The organism is Pontibacter diazotrophicus (assembly GCF_003367245.1).
Classification (GTDB): Bacteria; Bacteroidota; Bacteroidia; order Cytophagales; family Hymenobacteraceae; genus Pontibacter; species Pontibacter diazotrophicus.
Genome location: NZ_QRGR01000003.1, coordinates 132,413 through 148,508, shown reverse-complemented (window position 1 = coordinate 148,508; position 16,096 = coordinate 132,413). Strand labels below are relative to the sequence as shown.

Below are 16,096 nucleotides of genomic sequence, written 5' to 3'. Positions count from 1 at the left end.
GGGCTGAGCGGAAAGCAAAGGAACCGTGCTCTCATACTGGCTGACCAATTTTGGTGTTTGCAAGCTGTTTTTACTGAGGCTGTATAATATCAACTGTTTGCAGGAACTCTCAGGCTTAAAATAACACTCACATAAAATTTAATGTTTAGCACAGGCTTCATATATAAATAGTACCCTGCAGATAAGTTACGCAAGTACCGCCTATCAGCACCCTGTCCCCTTTATCGGTGCAATATAGTTTACCGGTTCTAGCAGATACCTGCAGGGCTGTCAGCTCTTTTCTGCGGAGTCGTTGGCTCCAGTAAGGTATAAGAGAGCAATGGGCCGAGCCAGTCACCGGGTCCTCAAAGATGCTGGCCTGGGGTGTAAAGAAGCGGGAGACAAAATCCGATGTTTCTCCTTTTGCTGTAATAATGATGCCGCCCGGATCCAGGTTTATCTTGTCTAAAATGGCCCTGTTTGGCTGTAGCGCCCGTACTGTGTCCTCACTGTCATACACCAGCACATAATCTCTGGCTTTTAACACCTCCAGAGGCTTCCTGCCCATACCTTTCAGAATTATTTCCGGAAGCTCGGCAGTAACAGGCATACGCGATGGAAAATCCAGCGTTAGCAGACTGCCCTGCCTGGTAACAGTAAGTTCTCCGCTGGCTGAGCTGAAAATTACCTTATCTGATGCAAGTCCTACGTGTTTGAAAACAACATGTGCAGCAGCCAGAGTAGCATGCCCACAGAGATCCATTTCAATTTCAGGTGTAAACCACCGGATGTGATAGTGTTCTGCCTTTGTGGAGGGAATGATAAAGGCAGTTTCTGGCAGAAAATTTTCCGCTGCAATCTGCAGCAGTACAGGGTCAGGCAGCCAGTGCTGCAGGAGGCATACAGCAGCCGGGTTGCCGCCGAATAATTTATCTGTAAAGCTGTCGATCTGGTAGAGAGGGAATGGCATAAGCATGATTTATCAAGATGTTCTGTTGCGAAATTAGCACAAATGCTATTGCCTTCTGGAGCATTGCCCCAACTAAGACATTACTTATTGTGCTCCCTTGCGACTTCAGGGCAAATAGTCAGCCTTGCAGTTAGTAGCTTCGCTGCAGATTTAGTTATTTTTGCAGCATAAAAAACGAATTACAATTATGGAGGATAAGTTAGCGCAGGCATATGACGCGGAGCGCTTCCGTAGGGAAGGACATCAGCTCATCGATATGATTTCAGATTACCTGGCAGAGGCCACTACAGACAGAAACGAGGTAAGGGCTATTCCATGGCAGGACCCGGATAAGCAACTGGCTTACTGGCAGCAGGATTTTCAACAGCCTTTACAGGAGAACCCTAACGAGTTGTTCAAAGACGTGCTGTCCAAATCTATACAGGTACACCGGAAACGCTACATGGGCCACCAGACAACACCTACCTTACCTGTAACAATTCTTTCATCGGCTGTTACTGCTTTGCTGAACCAGGGCATGGGGGTGTATGAAATGGGTATGGTGGGCAACACACTGGAAAAAATACTGACCGAGCACCTGGCGCAGAAGCTTGGCTACGGTACCGAAGCCTCCGGTTTTATAACGTCGGGAGGCTCCCTGGGCAACCTGACTGCATTGTTGGCAGCAAGAGCCGCTGCAACGGAGATATGGCACAAAGGCTATAAAGAAGGGATTCAGCTGGCGGTGTTGGTGTCGGAGGAGGCACATTATTGCATCGACCGTGCCGCCCGCATTATGGGGCTCGGCGCTGAGGGCATCATAAAGGTGCCGGTGAATGAGAAGTTCCAGATGCGGACGGATTTGCTGGAGGCTTATCTTCAGCAGGCTGTGTCGGAAGGGAAGCAGGTGATAAGCGTGATAGGTTGCGCAGGCACTACCTCTACCGGTTCTTATGATGATTTGGAGGCCATTGCCGCTTTTAGCCAGAAACACAGCATCTGGTTTCATGTAGACGGAGCACACGGCGCTCCTGCTGCCTTTTCGCCGAAGTACAGGCATCTCATACAAGGCATCGAAAAAGCAGATTCTGTTGTAGTGGATTATCATAAGATGATGATGACCCCTTCTTTATCTACTGCCTTAGTCTTTAAGCGTGGCAGCGACGCCTATAAGACCTTCTCCCAGCGGGCCCAATACCTGTGGGTGGAGCAGGAGTCAGAGGAGTGGTACAACGGCGGCAAGCGCAGCTTTGAATGTACCAAGGCTATGTCTGCTCTCAATGTGTACACCATTTTCAGAACCTATGGGGATGAAATTTTCAGGGAGAACATTGAGCGGCTGTATGGACTTGCCGCGGATTTTGCATCGCTCATCCGGTCAAACAAGCACTTCGAGCTGGCGTATGAGCCGGAGTGTAACATTGTCTGCTTCCGCTATAAAGTGGAGGGGGAACTGACGCCGCTGAACCAGGCTATCCGGAACATGTTGCTGGAGCAGGGCAGGTTTTACATTGTGCAGACAGTCCTGAATGGCGAGCTTTACCTGCGTGTTTCCCTGATGAACCCGCTCACTACGATACAAGAGCTAAAGGAACTGCTACAGGAGATAGAGGAGAAGGCCGTGCAGATACTTGCGGAGGTGTAACGTAGCTATCCTTTTTATTCTGAGAATCCCAGACACAGAAGAAGCTGCCTGATTTCAGGCAGCTTCTTCTGTTAGCACCTAATGTTAGCCACCAGGTGGCAGCAGCAGTACTTCTGTTACAGCAGGTATTTTTCTATCGCCACAGCAACACCATCCTCGGTGCTTTTTAAAGTCACTTCATCGGCGGCGGCTTTAACTTCTTCGCGTGCATTGGCTACTGCTATGCCTTTCCCTACCGCTTTCAGCATGTCAATGTCGTTATAGTTATCGCCAAAAGCCATAACTTCCGTCATCGCTATACCATAATTATTTTGTAGAATGAGCTCGAGTGCTGTGGCTTTTGATATAGTGCGTGGCGCCAGCTCGAGGTACGTTGATTTAGAGCGGTATATATAAATTTCGTTTCCGAACCTCTCTGTCAGTGCCTCCGCCATTTGGGCTAATTCCTGCTCGGGCCCCATGCACATTACTTTGTGTGCCCCCGTGTTGCTTGCGTGCCAGTTGTCCAATACGGGGCCTAAGGCCCCCACATTCGCCGACACCTTAGTTACGCGTTCTTCTTTCTCTGTCCATTTGTCAACCTGAGGGGCATACCAAAGGTCTTCGGTGTATAAACTGACATGGATGTCGGTTCCTGCTGCCATTTCTACTATCGCGGAGCAGGTCGAAACCGGTATCTGCACGGAATCCACAACGGTAGGTGTCTCAGCCCCTTCGTTATACAGCAGAACATAGCCGCCATTAAAACAGATCATGGGGTGGTGCAAAATCCCTAACTCTTCCTGCAGGTGGCGCATGGCGCCGGGCATACGCGAAGAGGCAAGTATAACCGGCATATTCTTGTCAAGCGCTTTGATAGCGGAAATGGTTCTCGGTGATAGTTCGCGGCGACTGTCAAGCAGGGTGCCGTCTATGTCGGAGCAAATGGCTTTGATATTCATTTGTGTAGGTTTTATTCAAACAGCTTTACCTGCCGGATGCAGGTTTGTGTTTGCAACGATAGGGCTTATATTGCTTTTTTGCAAAAAAGCAGGCGATAGGGCATGCTACAGTTGGTATAGCAGCTTGTAACTATTCATATGGCCTGCATCAGTTACAGTGGTAAAAGCAGCAAAGGGACCAGCTGGTTACTGCTGATCCCTTTGCTGTAGAAAAATTACACCTGTCTTATACAGGCAATTCAGGCAGTTAATCCCGGCCTTTCTTCTTTTCCTGCTTTGCTGCGCGTTTCTCTTTCTCTGTTTTAGCAGGCTTTTTCTTCGCTTCTTTTTTCGCGTCTTGTGACTTTCCCATGTGTGCTTTGCTTTAAATGTATAAGTATGTATGTGATGCTCTTCTCTCTATACTCAAAAATGGTGCCCTGAGATGGAAGCTGATATCATTATATATCACAGGAAGAAGCACGTAGTGGAGAACGACTTATTTGCTGCAGCCAGTATGTATTAGAAAGCTTACTTTAAGAGCAGCATATATAGCAGGAATAAAGGAATAAATCTATTTTCATAGAGAGAAAAACTTTTACCTGATGCTGAACTGCTCATAGTCAGGTATCTACCGGAGGTGCAGTCGCTTCATATTTTGGCAGAGGAGGTAAAAGGGGCAAAAAGTTCATCCAGACTAAAAACAAGCGCATTATTCAGGCGTTACTATAAGAGAACAGTATCCTCACCGGCTCTTAATTTTTAAATATATATGCGTTTTCGTCACCTCTCTTATTTTGTTTTTATTTGGATCATCTCCATTAGCTGCCAGCAAACTGCAGTTATGCCACGCATTTCTCTAGAAGAGGAGCAAATGCTGTTGGGCAACCCCAGTGGAGCCACTGCTGAAGTAAGCAACGCGAACAATTATCTGCTAAGCAAACCGCAGTATGCCTTGTCTTACAGCAAAAGCAGGGGCACGCCGAATTGGGTGAGCTGGCATGTGAGCAACGACTGGCTGGGCAGTGCTCCCCGTCAAGACAACTTCCGGACAGATGTGACCTTGCCCGAAGGCTGGTACCGTGTGAAGTCAGGTAGCTACACCGGGAGCGGTTTCGACCGGGGGCATAATGTGCCGTCAGCTGACCGTACCAAATCGGTGGAGGATAATGCCGCTACTTTCCTGATGACGAACATCATCCCACAGGCCCCGAAAAATAACCAGGAAACATGGGCAAACCTCGAAGACTATACCCGTGATTTAGTGCAGGCAGGGCAGGAGGTTTATGTGATAATGGGCAGCTACGGCGTAGGTGGCACTGGCAGCAACGGAACAGCCAAGAAAGTTGATGAGGGGCGGGTGACAGTGCCTAGCCGCATCTGGAAAGTGCTGGTCGTGCTGCCGGAAGGAAACAATGATCTCTCCCGCATCAACACCAGCACACGGGTAATAGCAGTAAATACCCCAAATACCCAATCTGTTCGGCCAGACTGGAGCTCTTACCGCACCACCGTAGACGCTATCGAGCAGGCCACCGGGTATGACTTGCTTTCTGAAGTGCCGGAGGAGATACAGGAGGTGCTGGAAAGTAGGATTGATGAGGTCCCTGCGCAGTAAAAGCCCATATCAAAGTGATTAAGAATATCAAAAAAGCCTGCCATGAACAATTCTGCTTCTGCATCTACTTCTGCTCTGCTGGAACAGTTTCGAGCTGCTTCAGATGGCCTGCTCTACAGGAGCGAAACAGACGCTCCCTTTGAGGTAGTACATTTCCCGCAGGTGCAGGATAGCAGTGCATTGCCTGCAGCAATTGCTCAACTGCCTGATATGCCGGAAGGCGTAAAAGCAGAGGTTGTAGAGCTGCCTTACTTTTTCCGGAATATGGTAGGTGATGACCCTGATGCAGGGGAGGAGGAGGTGAAGATTGCCCAACGGTTTCGTGAACTGCAGGAATTGTTGGAGCAGCGCCTGCAAGAGGTAAAGGTATACAAGGTTGGCAAGCGCCGGATACAGGCTCTTGTGCTTGGGAAGACTGCTACCGGGGACTATGCCGGCCTAAAGACGACTCTTGTAGAAACCTGAAGAGACTCCGGAAATGAATACCTTTTATATACCCAAGGCTTTAATGCCATACACATAGGCCTCTCAATCTTGTCTCTTTTCCTGGGCAGCTGCTATCTCTGAAAGGAGTTCATTGTCTGATAGCTTTTCGAACCAGTTTTTAGGCAGTCCGGGCCGCACCGATTGCGCTCCGCCGCTGGGCGTACATACTACAGGTACTGTGCCATTATCATTTTCAGCCAATTCTGTGGCCTTTTCGGAGGCTTCTTTATCTAAGCCTGCATAGGCTTGCACACAGGTCCAGGTGGTGTTCTGTTCGTCTGTAACTTCTCTTTGTGTCATATACGATTCATGTTGTTAAGGTACTAGTACTGCAATCCACCACAATAGGATGTCTTGCAGCGGTGGTAGCTGCTGAATTGCCCCTGTTAAAGCAGTAGACCCTAGGTAAGAAAGTGGAGGTGAAACAGGAAGGAAATAGCAATTTAAGTCCTGCTACGAGTTAAGAATTACCAAAAACAAGCTTTTGTAAACTATATGGTATGTTTTGTAACAAAATTGGCAGAAATCTTCTATAGAAGAAGGTTAACTTATGTATGGACATGTATTTTAACAGGGCTATACGTTATATAAAGCCTTACAACTAATTAAAACCTTTTAACACAAAGCTATGGCAAATGTAAAATGGACAGTCGATCCCGCACACAGTGAGGTACAGTTTAAGGTAAAGCACCTTATGATAACAACCGTTACGGGATATTTTAGCAGTTTTAATGCAGAAGTAGAGACAGATGGAGAGGACTTCACGAAAGCCTCTTCTATTGTTTTTACTGCTGATGTGGACTCTGTGAGCACAAACAATGAACAGCGGGACACACACCTGAGATCAGAAGAGTTCTTTGATGTGTCTAATCACGGGCAGATAAAGTTTGTAGGAAACAAATATGAAGAAACAGAGTCGGGATTCGCCAAACTGCATGGCGACCTGAACATCAGAGGTGTATCAAAACCTGTTACAGTAAATGTAGAACACCATGGTATAGTAGTGGATCCTTACGGGCAGACAAAGGCTGGCTTTACGATTGATGGAAAAATTAACAGGAAAGAGTTTGGGCTAACCTGGGATGCTGTAACGGAAGCGGGTAATGTGGTTGTTAGTGACGAAATCCGCCTTCACGCTGAGATACAGTTAGTAAGACAGGGATAACCTGTTCCCGGAGATAATCAAATAAAGCAGCTGCTTTCATTTTATAATGTAAGCAGCTGCTTTTTATTCCAAAAGCTGAAAACATTTGCCTAGCTCCATTTTATCGCATTTTCCATTCCGCTCTATCTATCAAAGCCTTAGGCTTTTATACTCCATTCATGTGAACACCTAAATTACATATACGTACCTATTTATTAACTTTACCAGGTAAATTTAGGTTACCAACACAAAATTCAAACTGCCAGAATGGACAATGACTTGTTTCACTTGTTTGGAAAATCCAGCAAGAAAGTATTTTTCCTGTTTAACCTTGACACCTTGCGTTTCGACTATTTAAGCGAAGCTGTGAGTAAGGTTTGGGAGGCAGATCGCGAGCTTATTGTGGAAACACCTGAACTATTAACTTCGTCCATCCATCCTGATGACAAGAGTGCCGTTTACAGGCGCCTGGAACAAATAATAAAAGAGGGAGAAGGGCGTGAGGTGGAGTTCAGCCTTACGCTACCCGGAGGATCCCAGAAAGAAATTAAAGTAGAGGCTCATCCTATAAAAAACGAAGCGGGCGTTATAACCCATATAGCTGGCGAAGCCGAAGATGTAACAAAGCAGTCACAGTATGTTGATTACCTCAAAGAGTATACAAGAAGGAAAAACAGCACCCTCGAGATTATAGCACACGACCTGCGTGGCCCCCTTGCTATTGTTAAAGGAATAGCCTCTCTGCTGCAGAGTGAGTATGATGAAGAAAAGAATGAAGAAATTAATAGCTACACAAAAATCATTCTGAATGCTTATGATAACTGCCTCGAACTGATTGACAACCTGCTAAGCGACGAGCACCTGAAATCTCCTACGATATATGTAAATATCATACGCTTTGATGTAGTAGAAAAGGTGCAGAAGCTACTAAACTCCTATAGAGTAGCCAAAGGTGTAGAGTTTAATTTTGAGGTAAAAAGCGATGAAGATAAAATAATGGTGGAACTGGATGAGGTAAAGCTCATGCAGATTATAAACAACCTTGTTTCAAACTCTATCAAGTTCACGAAGGTGGGAGGAAACATCAGCATCTCGATTAAGCGAGAAGGCAGAAAGCTAGTCATAGCACATTCCGATAACGGTATCGGAATTCCGGAAAACCTTCAGGCTGATGTATTTAACAGGTATAACAAAACTGCCCGAAGAGGACTGCAGGGGGAAACCTCAATAGGTGTAGGCTTGTCAATAGTCCGGGACCTGGTGGAGATACAGGGCGGCAGCATCAGTTTCGAAAGCGAAGAGAATGAGGGCACGACTTTTTTCCTGACCTTCCCGTTGCCAGGTGAGTAGGCAAGCATGAGCTTTAATCCTCTACATCACCAGTCCAGGTCCCTCCTGAATAGTAATGCTATATGTACTTTCTTCTTCTAAACTAACTGCACCGAAAAAAGAATACCCGCTTTGTAGGAAATTTGATCGTAATTGTCGGTGGGCATTGCACATTTTGTGTGCAAACAATGTTTGAAGGGTATGAAGTATTTTGTAGATGAAAACTCTGTTGTGAGAGAGATATGGGGGAAGAGCGAAACCATACTTTTTATTTTTGCTGGCGCTTCCGCTGAGTTTGCCCTGAACAAGGCAGTGGACTGGCTTTATTTTACTGGCCGCCTCCCAGCCGACCCTTTAGGCCGACTCTTTTCTACCGTAGCCTATGCCCGGCAGATTATCTTTTCTGACCTGGAAGCAGCAAACAGGGCCATTGACAAAATGGCTTCCATTCATGCTGGTGTGGAGTCTAACCGTGGAGCAAGCATACCCGACTGGGCCTACCGTGATGTGCTTTTCATGCTGATAGATTACTCTATCCGTGCGTATGAAATAATGGAAAGGGAAATGACGGAAGCAGAAAAAACAGAGACTTTCGATGTGTTTTACAGGGTGGGCAGCCGCATGGGATTAAAAGAACTGCCAGCTACTTATCAGGAGTGGAAACTGGCTAGGGAAGAACATCTGGTGCGAAACCTGCAAAAAAGCAACTATACAGAAGACCTGTTCCGGCAATACAGGAAACACCTCGGCCTTTTTAGGTACACTGTGCTTCTGCAGGCACAGACACTTATTGTTCCTGAAACAGTAAGGCAAATGCTGGAGCTGAATAGCATTTCGGTGCTCTCACCTGTTATCCGGGTATACAAAATTAGTCGAGCACTGCGTTTAGAAGGCCTTATCAAAACTGTATTCCTCCCTTCAAAAATAAAGTCAGAGGTAAAGGATTTGGATAGTGTGCCTGCCTGAACTAAAAATAAGCGCCACATCAGCGGAAGTGTTAAAAGGAGGGAGGCTGCGTAAACCCTGTGGGTGGCGGCACAGTAAAGAGGGGGAATCGTTGATTAAATTCAGATGGACACTCTCATAGGCGTACTGACGCCGGCATTTATTCTTCACCTGTTTCTTCATGTGGCAGTGCCGTTGCTGGTGGCGGCGCTTTTCTTCCGGAAAGATTTCAGGCATGCTACCCTGGTCATGCTGGCTGGTATTTTGATTGATATAGATCATGTGGCAGCAAGCCCAATCGTGGACCCGGACCGGTGCAGCGTAGGATATCACCTGCTGCACAGCTATTGGCTTATCCCGGTTTATGTGGCACTCGCTCTTTATCCCAAAACCAGATTGATTGGACTGGGGCTTGTCATTCATATTCTGCTGGACACGGCAGAATGTGTGAGAGCGGGTAATGCTGTGTTAGTCTCGTTTTCTTTCTGATTCTCAATGGCATTTTCTGTCAGGCTTTTTCTTTCGCCGGGCTGTATACTTAAAACTAGATATACATACCTCAGGTAAATGGAGAGAAGCATTATTTCTCTCCACTGCCCTTGAAAATTTCTGAGTCAACTGGTACGCCTTCCGGGTTAATGAACTGTACCTGTTGGCGTGGATATACTGGAATAATCTTCTTTAGGTATTCCGGCTTGGCTAGTTCCTGCGCTATCCGTAAGGTAAGTTCGCTCTTCCATTTTCTGCGCTCCCGGGCACCAACCAGGTAACGGATGGTGATGTTGGTCCAGGAATCGTCTAATGAAATAAATACCTGAGGCTTCTCTGCCACAAATTCTCCGAGGCCAGCTTTTCGCAATAAACGGGCATAACTGCGCGCAGGCTCTATCATATAATCTCCCAGAAGGTCTGTAGAGATTTGTTCCATCACCTTGATAGATAGTTCTATGTCAGATTCGTTTGCAACGGCCACACTCAGCTCATCCCAGACAAAGGGAAAATCCCCCGTCAGGTTAATGACCGTGCCAGTTACTATTTCGTTGTTCGGGAATGTTACCATGCGGCCTGTCGGCTGTTCTGCCTGCACAAAGCCTGGCTGGTAAGGAGCACCGATTTCCCATACTGTGGTGGTTAAGAAATCGATACGGTACACATCCCCGAAAACTTCTCCTACCCGTATACGGTCGCCTACTTTATAATAACCCTGGAAAGAGTTGAGCAGCCAACCTGTAAAGCTTTCTATTGGTGTTTGCAAAGACCAGGACAGGGCAAGGCCTATCAAACCGAAAGAGCCGACCAGGGCCCGAATGTCGCCGGCGACCACGCTTACGGCTATACCTATTGCCAGCAGCCATACCACGATAAGCGTCAGGGTTGTAACCGCACTGGAGCTTTGCCAGCGGCCGATAGTTCTATGAAGCAATGCCCGCAGTGCTTTCGTCAGGAGCCAGGCCAGCACTAGGATACCAATGGCGATCAGCATTTTGGGCAGGTTAAAATAAAAGCTATCCCACAGATTCTGCAGGGCACCTATGGCCTGATCAGCCGACTCCTTGCTTGAGCCAGCCAAAGTACTGTCCGCGGCAGCCGTGTCTGACGGGGCCGCTACTAAATCCTCTAGCGCTACTTCGTCTACTATAGCCACAGAATCCACCGTCTCCTCCTGCGGAGCATCCTGAGCCAGTCCGGCTTCGGAAGGAGAAGTCAGCATGATGATGAAACCAGTGATGGCTACTGCTAAGATGGATGCCTGCCGGAAGTTCTTGAGTCTGTTTTCTGCGGCTCCTTTTACCTTGGAGGGCTGGGCAACTCGTCTTTTCCTGTTTCTGGCCCTGTACTTTTGCTGGGTCCGAACACCATCACTGCCACCTGGCTGCTGCGTAGTACTTCGCTGCTGTATAGGTGTTCTAACATTCCTGTTCCTGCTGCTTAGGCTTCTGTTAAGTCTTCTGTTCTGGTTATAAGGAGGCATACTTTTTTAGCAATATTTATGCTTGTTTTACTCTCAGTGGAAAATTCTGTTTCAACGCTGTATCAGCCACACTTGTGGTTTTGCTTGTGATATGTTAGTGTACGGGTATAGCAGCTTGTGTAGCCGTAGCAGAAAGGGGATTAGAAAAAAGGGGCTGAAGGTGGGATGTTCACGCAGCTTTACAGCAAAAGGCATGTACAGGCAATTGCAATGGTAGCATGGCAACAAAGGACGGATGGTTCTTCAATTGCATTGTTTTTACGTACATTCAATTTAAATGCACGTATAGCGGTTGAAATAAACCAAATATATTATACAAAGTATAATATGTTAATGTACCCTCTGGACTTACCTTGAAAGCGTTTAAGGTTAGTTTTGACTACAAGTCATAATTAAAACTATTTTTTAGCTACCATGGACCTGAAAATATCCGAACCAACAAATCAAAAGAAAACAACAGTATACCCCGGCAGCCCATACCCTTTAGGTGCTAACTGGGATGGAAAAGGAGTCAATTTTGCACTGTACGCCGACAATGCCACAGGTGTGGAACTGTGCTTGTTCAATTCTGTTGAAGATGACAAAGAATCCGTTAAAATCAAAATGACGGAGCGCTCCCACCAGGTTTGGCACGCATACCTGCCGGGCATCGAGCCAGGGCAACTGTACGGTTACAGGGTACATGGTCCGTTTGATCCTCATAACGGCCACCGCTATAACCCCAACAAGCTTCTCATTGACCCTTATGCCAAAGCTATTTCCGGAACAATTGAGTGGCACGACTCCCTTTTCGGTTATGAGTTCGGCCACCCGGATGAAGACCTGAGCCGGAACGATACCGACAGCGCCCCTTTTATTCCGAAAGCAGTGGTGGTAGACGCTTCCTTTGACTGGGGGGATGATAAGGCACCTAAAATACCGTATTACAAGTCTATCATTTATGAGACACACATAAAGGGTTTTACTCAGTTGCATCCGGAAATTCCGGAAGATATACGCGGAACCTATTCAGGATTAGCGCATCCTGTCACCATTAAATACCTGCAGGAGCTAGGTATCACCGCGATTGAGCTTATGCCGGTGCATCATTTTATAACGGACCGCTACCTGGTAGAAAAGGGCCTGACGAATTACTGGGGCTATAACTCTATTGGTTTTTTTGCCCCTGATGTGCGGTATACCAAAGGTGGCACTCTAGGGGAGCAGGTGGTTGAGTTCAAGAACATGGTCAAGGAGCTGCACAAAGCAGGTATAGAGGTGATACTGGACGTGGTGTATAATCACACGGGCGAAGGAAACCATATGGGACCAACGCTTTCTTTTAAGGGTATCGATAACGCCTCTTATTACCGGCTGGTAGAGGATAACAAAAGGTATTACATGGACTATACCGGTACCGGGAACACCTTAAACTCCAGCTTACCCAGTGCGCTCCGTCTCATCATGGACAGTCTGCGCTACTGGATTACGGAGATGCATGTGGACGGATTCCGATTTGACCTGGCCTCTGCGCTGGCACGCGAACTCCATGGTGTAGATAAGCTTGGGTCCTTTTTTGATATCATACACCAGGACCCCATTATATCGCAGGTAAAACATATAGCTGAGCCCTGGGACGTAGGCGAAGGAGGTTACCAGGTAGGAAATTTCCCTGCCGGCTGGACAGAGTGGAACGGTATGTACCGGGACTGTATGCGCGACTACTGGCGCGGAGAGCACAGCATGCTGGCTGAGTTTGCAGAGCGCTTTACCGGCAGTTCGGACCTTTATCAGGACGACTACCGCCGGCCTACAGCCAGTATTAACTTTATTACGGCCCACGATGGTTTTACGCTGAACGACCTGGTGTCGTATAACGAAAAGCATAACCTGGAGAACGGGGAAGACAACAACGACGGGGAAAGCCACAACCGTTCCTGGAACTGCGGCGTGGAAGGCCCTACCAATGATCCGGAGATTTTAGCCTTACGCGAAAAGCAGAAGCGTAACTTCCTTACCACTTTGTTTTTGTCTCAGGGAGTACCCATGCTTGTAGCCGGTGATGAAATCAGCCGTACGCAACATGGCAACAACAACGCGTATTGCCAGGACAATGAAATCTCCTGGCTCAACTGGGAGGAGGCTGATACAGACCTGCTGGAATTTACCAGAAAACTCATCCAGCTGCGCAAGGACCATCCTGTTTTCTGCCGCCGTCGCTGGTTCCAGGGCCGGCCTATAAAAGGTGTTGGTGTAGAAGACATTGCCTGGTTCCTGCCTGAAGGCGAAGAGATGAGCGATGAACACTGGAACCATGACTATGCAAAGTCACTGGCGGTGTTTTTAAATGGCCAGGGCATTCACTCTCTGGGTCCCAAAGGAGAGCAGGTGAAGGACGATAGTTTCTATGTGATATTCAACGCGCATCATGAGTCACTGGATTACAAACTGCCCGATAAAAAGTATGGCTCAAAGTGGACAAAGATTCTGGATACCCATGAAGATGTTGTGGGAGAGGGAACAGAAGTGTATAAAGCAACAGAAACTATAAAAGTAAATGCCCGCTCTGTGGTACTGCTGCATCATCCTTTGACTACTAAGTCCAAATAATGTTTTAAAAGGCAGTTGCAACCTTAACTGCAAATTCAGTTAAATAAAGCAGGCCGCACTCCGTTACAAGGAGGTGCGGCCTGTTATTTTAAATTGCTTTTGAGTCTGAAATATGTAGACTATATCAATTATTGTTTCAGTACTTTTAACTTCAAGTTTTTGTCACCGTGGCGGGCTGAGATAATGTACAAGCCAGCCGGTCGTTCTCTACCTATCTCGAGTGTTAATTTGTTCCTTCCTTGCTGTAGCTTCACTTCCCGGCGGAGCACATGGCGGCCTACTGCGTCTGACATATTTATTTGCAGTATCTCTTCTTTCTCTGCCTTTACTTCAAGTGTAAAGCTGCTGGAGAAGGGGTTAGGGTAGGCTGATGCTGTAAAGTGCTCCTGTTCAAAAGTCACGGCTTTCACTTCAGAGTAAGTGGAGGTTCCGTCAGTGTCTATTTGCCTGAGACGGTAATACCGGATGCCTGTTTTGTTCTTTTCCGTATCGCGAAAGGTATATGGCAGTGTTTGTTGAGAATTGCTGCTTTTGCTGGCTACAAAGCTCAGTGTCCTGAAGTGTTCTCCATCAACAGATACCTCCACATCAAAACCTTTGTTGTTTTGTTCTGAAGCTGTTTCCCAGTAAAGGACGGCGTCAGTTCCCTGTCTGCTAACTTCAAACAAACTCAGTGTTACAGGCAACGGCACAGTAGATTTAAACTGATAAGCACCAATAGAAATTTTCTCTTCGTCCGCAAGACTGTTGCCAAAAAAATCCTGGTTGCCGGTTTCGATTCCAAAAAGAGCCGATAAATTGAGTCCTTTATCAATGAGCGGTGATGCTTCATGCAGTTCATAGCCGCTAAGCGCGAACAATTTGGTAGGGTCTGAAATGGTAACCTCCTTGCCCGGGTCGATCAACTGTGGATCAACAAAATAACCCACAGGAGAGCCGTCAAGTGTTTCCTGCCTTTTTGCTGCTGGTCCCGTTGCTGCCCGCCACGCTTCAAGTGATGTATAACTGCCCTTCTCCCACTCAATATCCAGGTCTTCTCCTGCATTCCAGTAGCTGTTGCCTTGGAAAAGTATATCAGCATTGTCTGCTGTGTTCGTCACGGTTTTCACGGTGCCCGGAGTGGTTTGGAAGATATTGTTCCTGATGCGGACTTGTCTGTAAAGCTTTCCAAACAGGCGAATGGCGGATGGCGATCCGCCTGATGGCGTGAGATACACCGTATTATTGTATACCTCCACATCCTGAATGCCGCCGCTGGACCCGGAAGACCAGAAAAGGATGCCGGCATAACTGTTCTTGCGGCCATCATTCTCGCTGATGTTGTACCGTATGGTAATGTTCTTCATGGTAGGGGCGCCTCTGTACTGTGAGACGAGAAAGCCTGCCCCGTCATTGTCATGGGAGTAGTTGTACTGCATAACAGCATTGGTAACACCGCCATCTATATCGAAGCCGCCACCGTCTTTGGTACCTCCGGTTTTGTTGTGGTGCGCCTCATTGTATTGAATCAGCACATCATTGCACTTGTAGGCCCAGACACCCGCCGGCCCTGTATCGCGTGCATCACTAAGTTCGCCGTTGTTGTACACTTCGCAATATTCTATCAGCACTCCGTCTACATCCCCTATAATGATGCCGTTACCCGTGTGGATGTCACGGCCTTGGATGCCTGTGTTGTTGAAAATCCTGTTATGGCCTACGTACATGTTCTGGTGGCCGAGCTTCGTCTCTGCGTAAGACACGATGCCCGCTTCGCCGTTGTCATGTATCGAGCTGTTGGTGATAGAAATCCCATCATAGCCTTTCGCTCCATTCCAGCTCCCAATGTAAATTCCTTTATCATGATACCCGGAAACATCCACTCCGTCTATTGAAATAAACTCCAATCGGGAGCTGTTCGGCTGGTCCGTAAAAAACTCAATTCCATTGCTTCCGTTGCTTGTGCGCCCCGAGCCCTTGATGACAAGATTCTGAATTTTGAAGCCAGCTGAATTCTGTACACTGAATCCCACGTTGTCCCCGCTGCTGATGATGGCTTTCCCGTCACCATAAGATCCGAAAAAAATGGGTTCAGAGGCAGTACCACCAACTTCTTCGCCAAATACGATGCTGCCCACAAAAGTTTTGCCCCCTTCGAAGAGGACGGTATCGCCGGGGCTGAAAACTGTGTTATTTACTTTCGTGATACTGGCCCAGGGCTGACTCTTGTTGTTACCGGAATGAGTGTCGTTACCAGACAGGCTTACAAAAAAAGTAGCCGCCTCTAACGAGTGAGAGAAGAGAGCCAGCATAAAGCAGGTGGAAAAAAGAAGTGGCTTCATGTGGATGTACGCAGGTAATATGTGCATATTATTTACCTGTTTACCAACAGAAGGTTACTGGTTCAGCCCGGGGAGGTCCAAAAAAGCGCTGCTTTTTTTAGAATTAAAATTACAAGCTGTTTTTATTCAACCGGTTAAGGTTCAAGTTGCGACTGCAAAACTGGGCTTGGAAGGAATTACTGCTATATAAATTTATTTG

General features: G+C 47.1%; 13 protein-coding genes. 8 read left to right on the top strand and 5 right to left on the bottom strand.

Going from position 1 to position 16,096, the window contains the following annotated elements:
• Nucleotides 1-157 precede the first annotated feature (157 nt).
• Complete coding sequence (locus tag DXT99_RS02785; protein WP_115564131.1) at nucleotides 158-949, bottom strand: PhzF family phenazine biosynthesis protein; 792 nt, start codon at nucleotides 947-949, stop codon at nucleotides 158-160.
• 187 nt (nucleotides 950-1,136) lie between these two features.
• Here DXT99_RS02785 and DXT99_RS02780 point away from each other — a divergent pair, with 187 nt between their 5' ends.
• Nucleotides 1,137-2,573 carry a pyridoxal phosphate-dependent decarboxylase family protein gene (locus DXT99_RS02780; protein ID WP_115564001.1) on the top strand — a complete coding sequence of 479 codons (1,437 nt, stop codon included), beginning with the start codon at nucleotides 1,137-1,139 and terminating at the stop codon, nucleotides 2,571-2,573.
• A 116-nt stretch (nucleotides 2,574-2,689) separates the two neighbouring features.
• On the opposite strand, the gene DXT99_RS02775 is transcribed toward DXT99_RS02780, so the two are convergent.
• On the bottom strand, nucleotides 2,690-3,514 hold the full coding sequence (locus DXT99_RS02775) for a Cof-type HAD-IIB family hydrolase (RefSeq protein ID WP_115564000.1): 825 nt from the start codon (nucleotides 3,512-3,514) through the stop codon (nucleotides 2,690-2,692).
• A gap of 823 nt (nucleotides 3,515-4,337) precedes the next feature.
• Here DXT99_RS02775 and DXT99_RS02770 point away from each other — a divergent pair.
• Nucleotides 4,338-5,111: a DNA/RNA non-specific endonuclease gene (locus DXT99_RS02770; RefSeq protein WP_246000418.1), complete on the top strand. Its 774-nt coding sequence runs from the start codon at nucleotides 4,338-4,340 to the stop codon at nucleotides 5,109-5,111.
• Nucleotides 5,112-5,153: 42 nt separating this feature from the next.
• The gene (locus DXT99_RS02765; protein WP_115563998.1) at nucleotides 5,154-5,576 is read left to right on the top strand and encodes a nuclease A inhibitor family protein; all 423 of its coding nucleotides are present in this window, start codon (nucleotides 5,154-5,156) and stop codon (nucleotides 5,574-5,576) included.
• A 63-nt stretch (nucleotides 5,577-5,639) separates the two neighbouring features.
• Here DXT99_RS02765 and DXT99_RS02760 read toward each other — a convergent pair whose 3' ends face one another.
• Nucleotides 5,640-5,897 carry a hypothetical protein gene (locus DXT99_RS02760; RefSeq protein WP_115563997.1) on the bottom strand — a complete coding sequence of 86 codons (258 nt, stop codon included), beginning with the start codon at nucleotides 5,895-5,897 and terminating at the stop codon, nucleotides 5,640-5,642.
• Nucleotides 5,898-6,225: 328 nt separating this feature from the next.
• Between DXT99_RS02760 and DXT99_RS02755 the strand changes: the two genes are divergently transcribed.
• The 4 genes from DXT99_RS02755 (at nucleotide 6,226) to DXT99_RS02740 (ending at nucleotide 9,504) form a co-directional block, all read left to right on the top strand.
• Complete coding sequence (locus DXT99_RS02755) at nucleotides 6,226-6,762, top strand: YceI family protein (protein ID WP_115563996.1); 537 nt, start codon at nucleotides 6,226-6,228, stop codon at nucleotides 6,760-6,762.
• Nucleotides 6,763-7,008: 246 nt separating this feature from the next.
• Entirely contained in the window at nucleotides 7,009-8,091 is a 1,083-nt protein-coding gene (locus tag DXT99_RS02750; RefSeq protein WP_115563995.1) for a PAS domain-containing sensor histidine kinase, read from the top strand.
• A 180-nt stretch (nucleotides 8,092-8,271) separates the two neighbouring features.
• Entirely contained in the window at nucleotides 8,272-9,036 is a 765-nt protein-coding gene (locus DXT99_RS02745) for an oxygenase MpaB family protein (RefSeq protein WP_115563994.1), read from the top strand.
• Between the two features lie 105 nt (nucleotides 9,037-9,141).
• The gene (locus tag DXT99_RS02740) at nucleotides 9,142-9,504 is read left to right on the top strand and encodes a DUF6122 family protein (RefSeq protein ID WP_246000417.1); all 363 of its coding nucleotides are present in this window, start codon (nucleotides 9,142-9,144) and stop codon (nucleotides 9,502-9,504) included.
• 91 nt (nucleotides 9,505-9,595) lie between these two features.
• Here DXT99_RS02740 and DXT99_RS02735 read toward each other — a convergent pair whose 3' ends face one another.
• Nucleotides 9,596-10,987: a mechanosensitive ion channel family protein gene (locus DXT99_RS02735; protein ID WP_115563993.1), complete on the bottom strand. Its 1,392-nt coding sequence runs from the start codon at nucleotides 10,985-10,987 to the stop codon at nucleotides 9,596-9,598.
• Nucleotides 10,988-11,401: 414 nt separating this feature from the next.
• Here DXT99_RS02735 and glgX point away from each other — a divergent pair, with 414 nt between their 5' ends.
• The gene (glgX, locus tag DXT99_RS02730; RefSeq protein WP_115563992.1) at nucleotides 11,402-13,576 is read left to right on the top strand and encodes a glycogen debranching protein GlgX; all 2,175 of its coding nucleotides are present in this window, start codon (nucleotides 11,402-11,404) and stop codon (nucleotides 13,574-13,576) included.
• Nucleotides 13,577-13,704: 128 nt separating this feature from the next.
• Here the strand turns inward: glgX and DXT99_RS02725 are convergent, their stop codons facing one another.
• Nucleotides 13,705-15,924, bottom strand: coding sequence for a right-handed parallel beta-helix repeat-containing protein (locus DXT99_RS02725; protein ID WP_115563991.1), 2,220 nt, complete (start codon nucleotides 15,922-15,924; stop codon nucleotides 13,705-13,707).
• Nucleotides 15,925-16,096 lie beyond the last annotated feature (172 nt).

Coding starts and splice junctions, on each gene's coding strand:
- DXT99_RS02785 (WP_115564131.1), bottom strand. CDS start 949: ATGCCATTCCCTCTCTACCAGATCGACAGCTTTACAGATAAATTATTC.
- DXT99_RS02780 (WP_115564001.1), top strand. CDS start 1,137: ATGGAGGATAAGTTAGCGCAGGCATATGACGCGGAGCGCTTCCGTAGG.
- DXT99_RS02775 (WP_115564000.1), bottom strand. CDS start 3,514: ATGAATATCAAAGCCATTTGCTCCGACATAGACGGCACCCTGCTTGAC.
- DXT99_RS02770 (WP_246000418.1), top strand. CDS start 4,338: ATGCCACGCATTTCTCTAGAAGAGGAGCAAATGCTGTTGGGCAACCCC.
- DXT99_RS02765 (WP_115563998.1), top strand. CDS start 5,154: ATGAACAATTCTGCTTCTGCATCTACTTCTGCTCTGCTGGAACAGTTT.
- DXT99_RS02760 (WP_115563997.1), bottom strand. CDS start 5,897: ATGACACAAAGAGAAGTTACAGACGAACAGAACACCACCTGGACCTGT.
- DXT99_RS02755 (WP_115563996.1), top strand. CDS start 6,226: ATGGCAAATGTAAAATGGACAGTCGATCCCGCACACAGTGAGGTACAG.
- DXT99_RS02750 (WP_115563995.1), top strand. CDS start 7,009: ATGGACAATGACTTGTTTCACTTGTTTGGAAAATCCAGCAAGAAAGTA.
- DXT99_RS02745 (WP_115563994.1), top strand. CDS start 8,272: ATGAAGTATTTTGTAGATGAAAACTCTGTTGTGAGAGAGATATGGGGG.
- DXT99_RS02740 (WP_246000417.1), top strand. CDS start 9,142: ATGGACACTCTCATAGGCGTACTGACGCCGGCATTTATTCTTCACCTG.
- DXT99_RS02735 (WP_115563993.1), bottom strand. CDS start 10,987: ATGCCTCCTTATAACCAGAACAGAAGACTTAACAGAAGCCTAAGCAGC.
- glgX (WP_115563992.1), top strand. CDS start 11,402: ATGGACCTGAAAATATCCGAACCAACAAATCAAAAGAAAACAACAGTA.
- DXT99_RS02725 (WP_115563991.1), bottom strand. CDS start 15,924: ATGCACATATTACCTGCGTACATCCACATGAAGCCACTTCTTTTTTCC.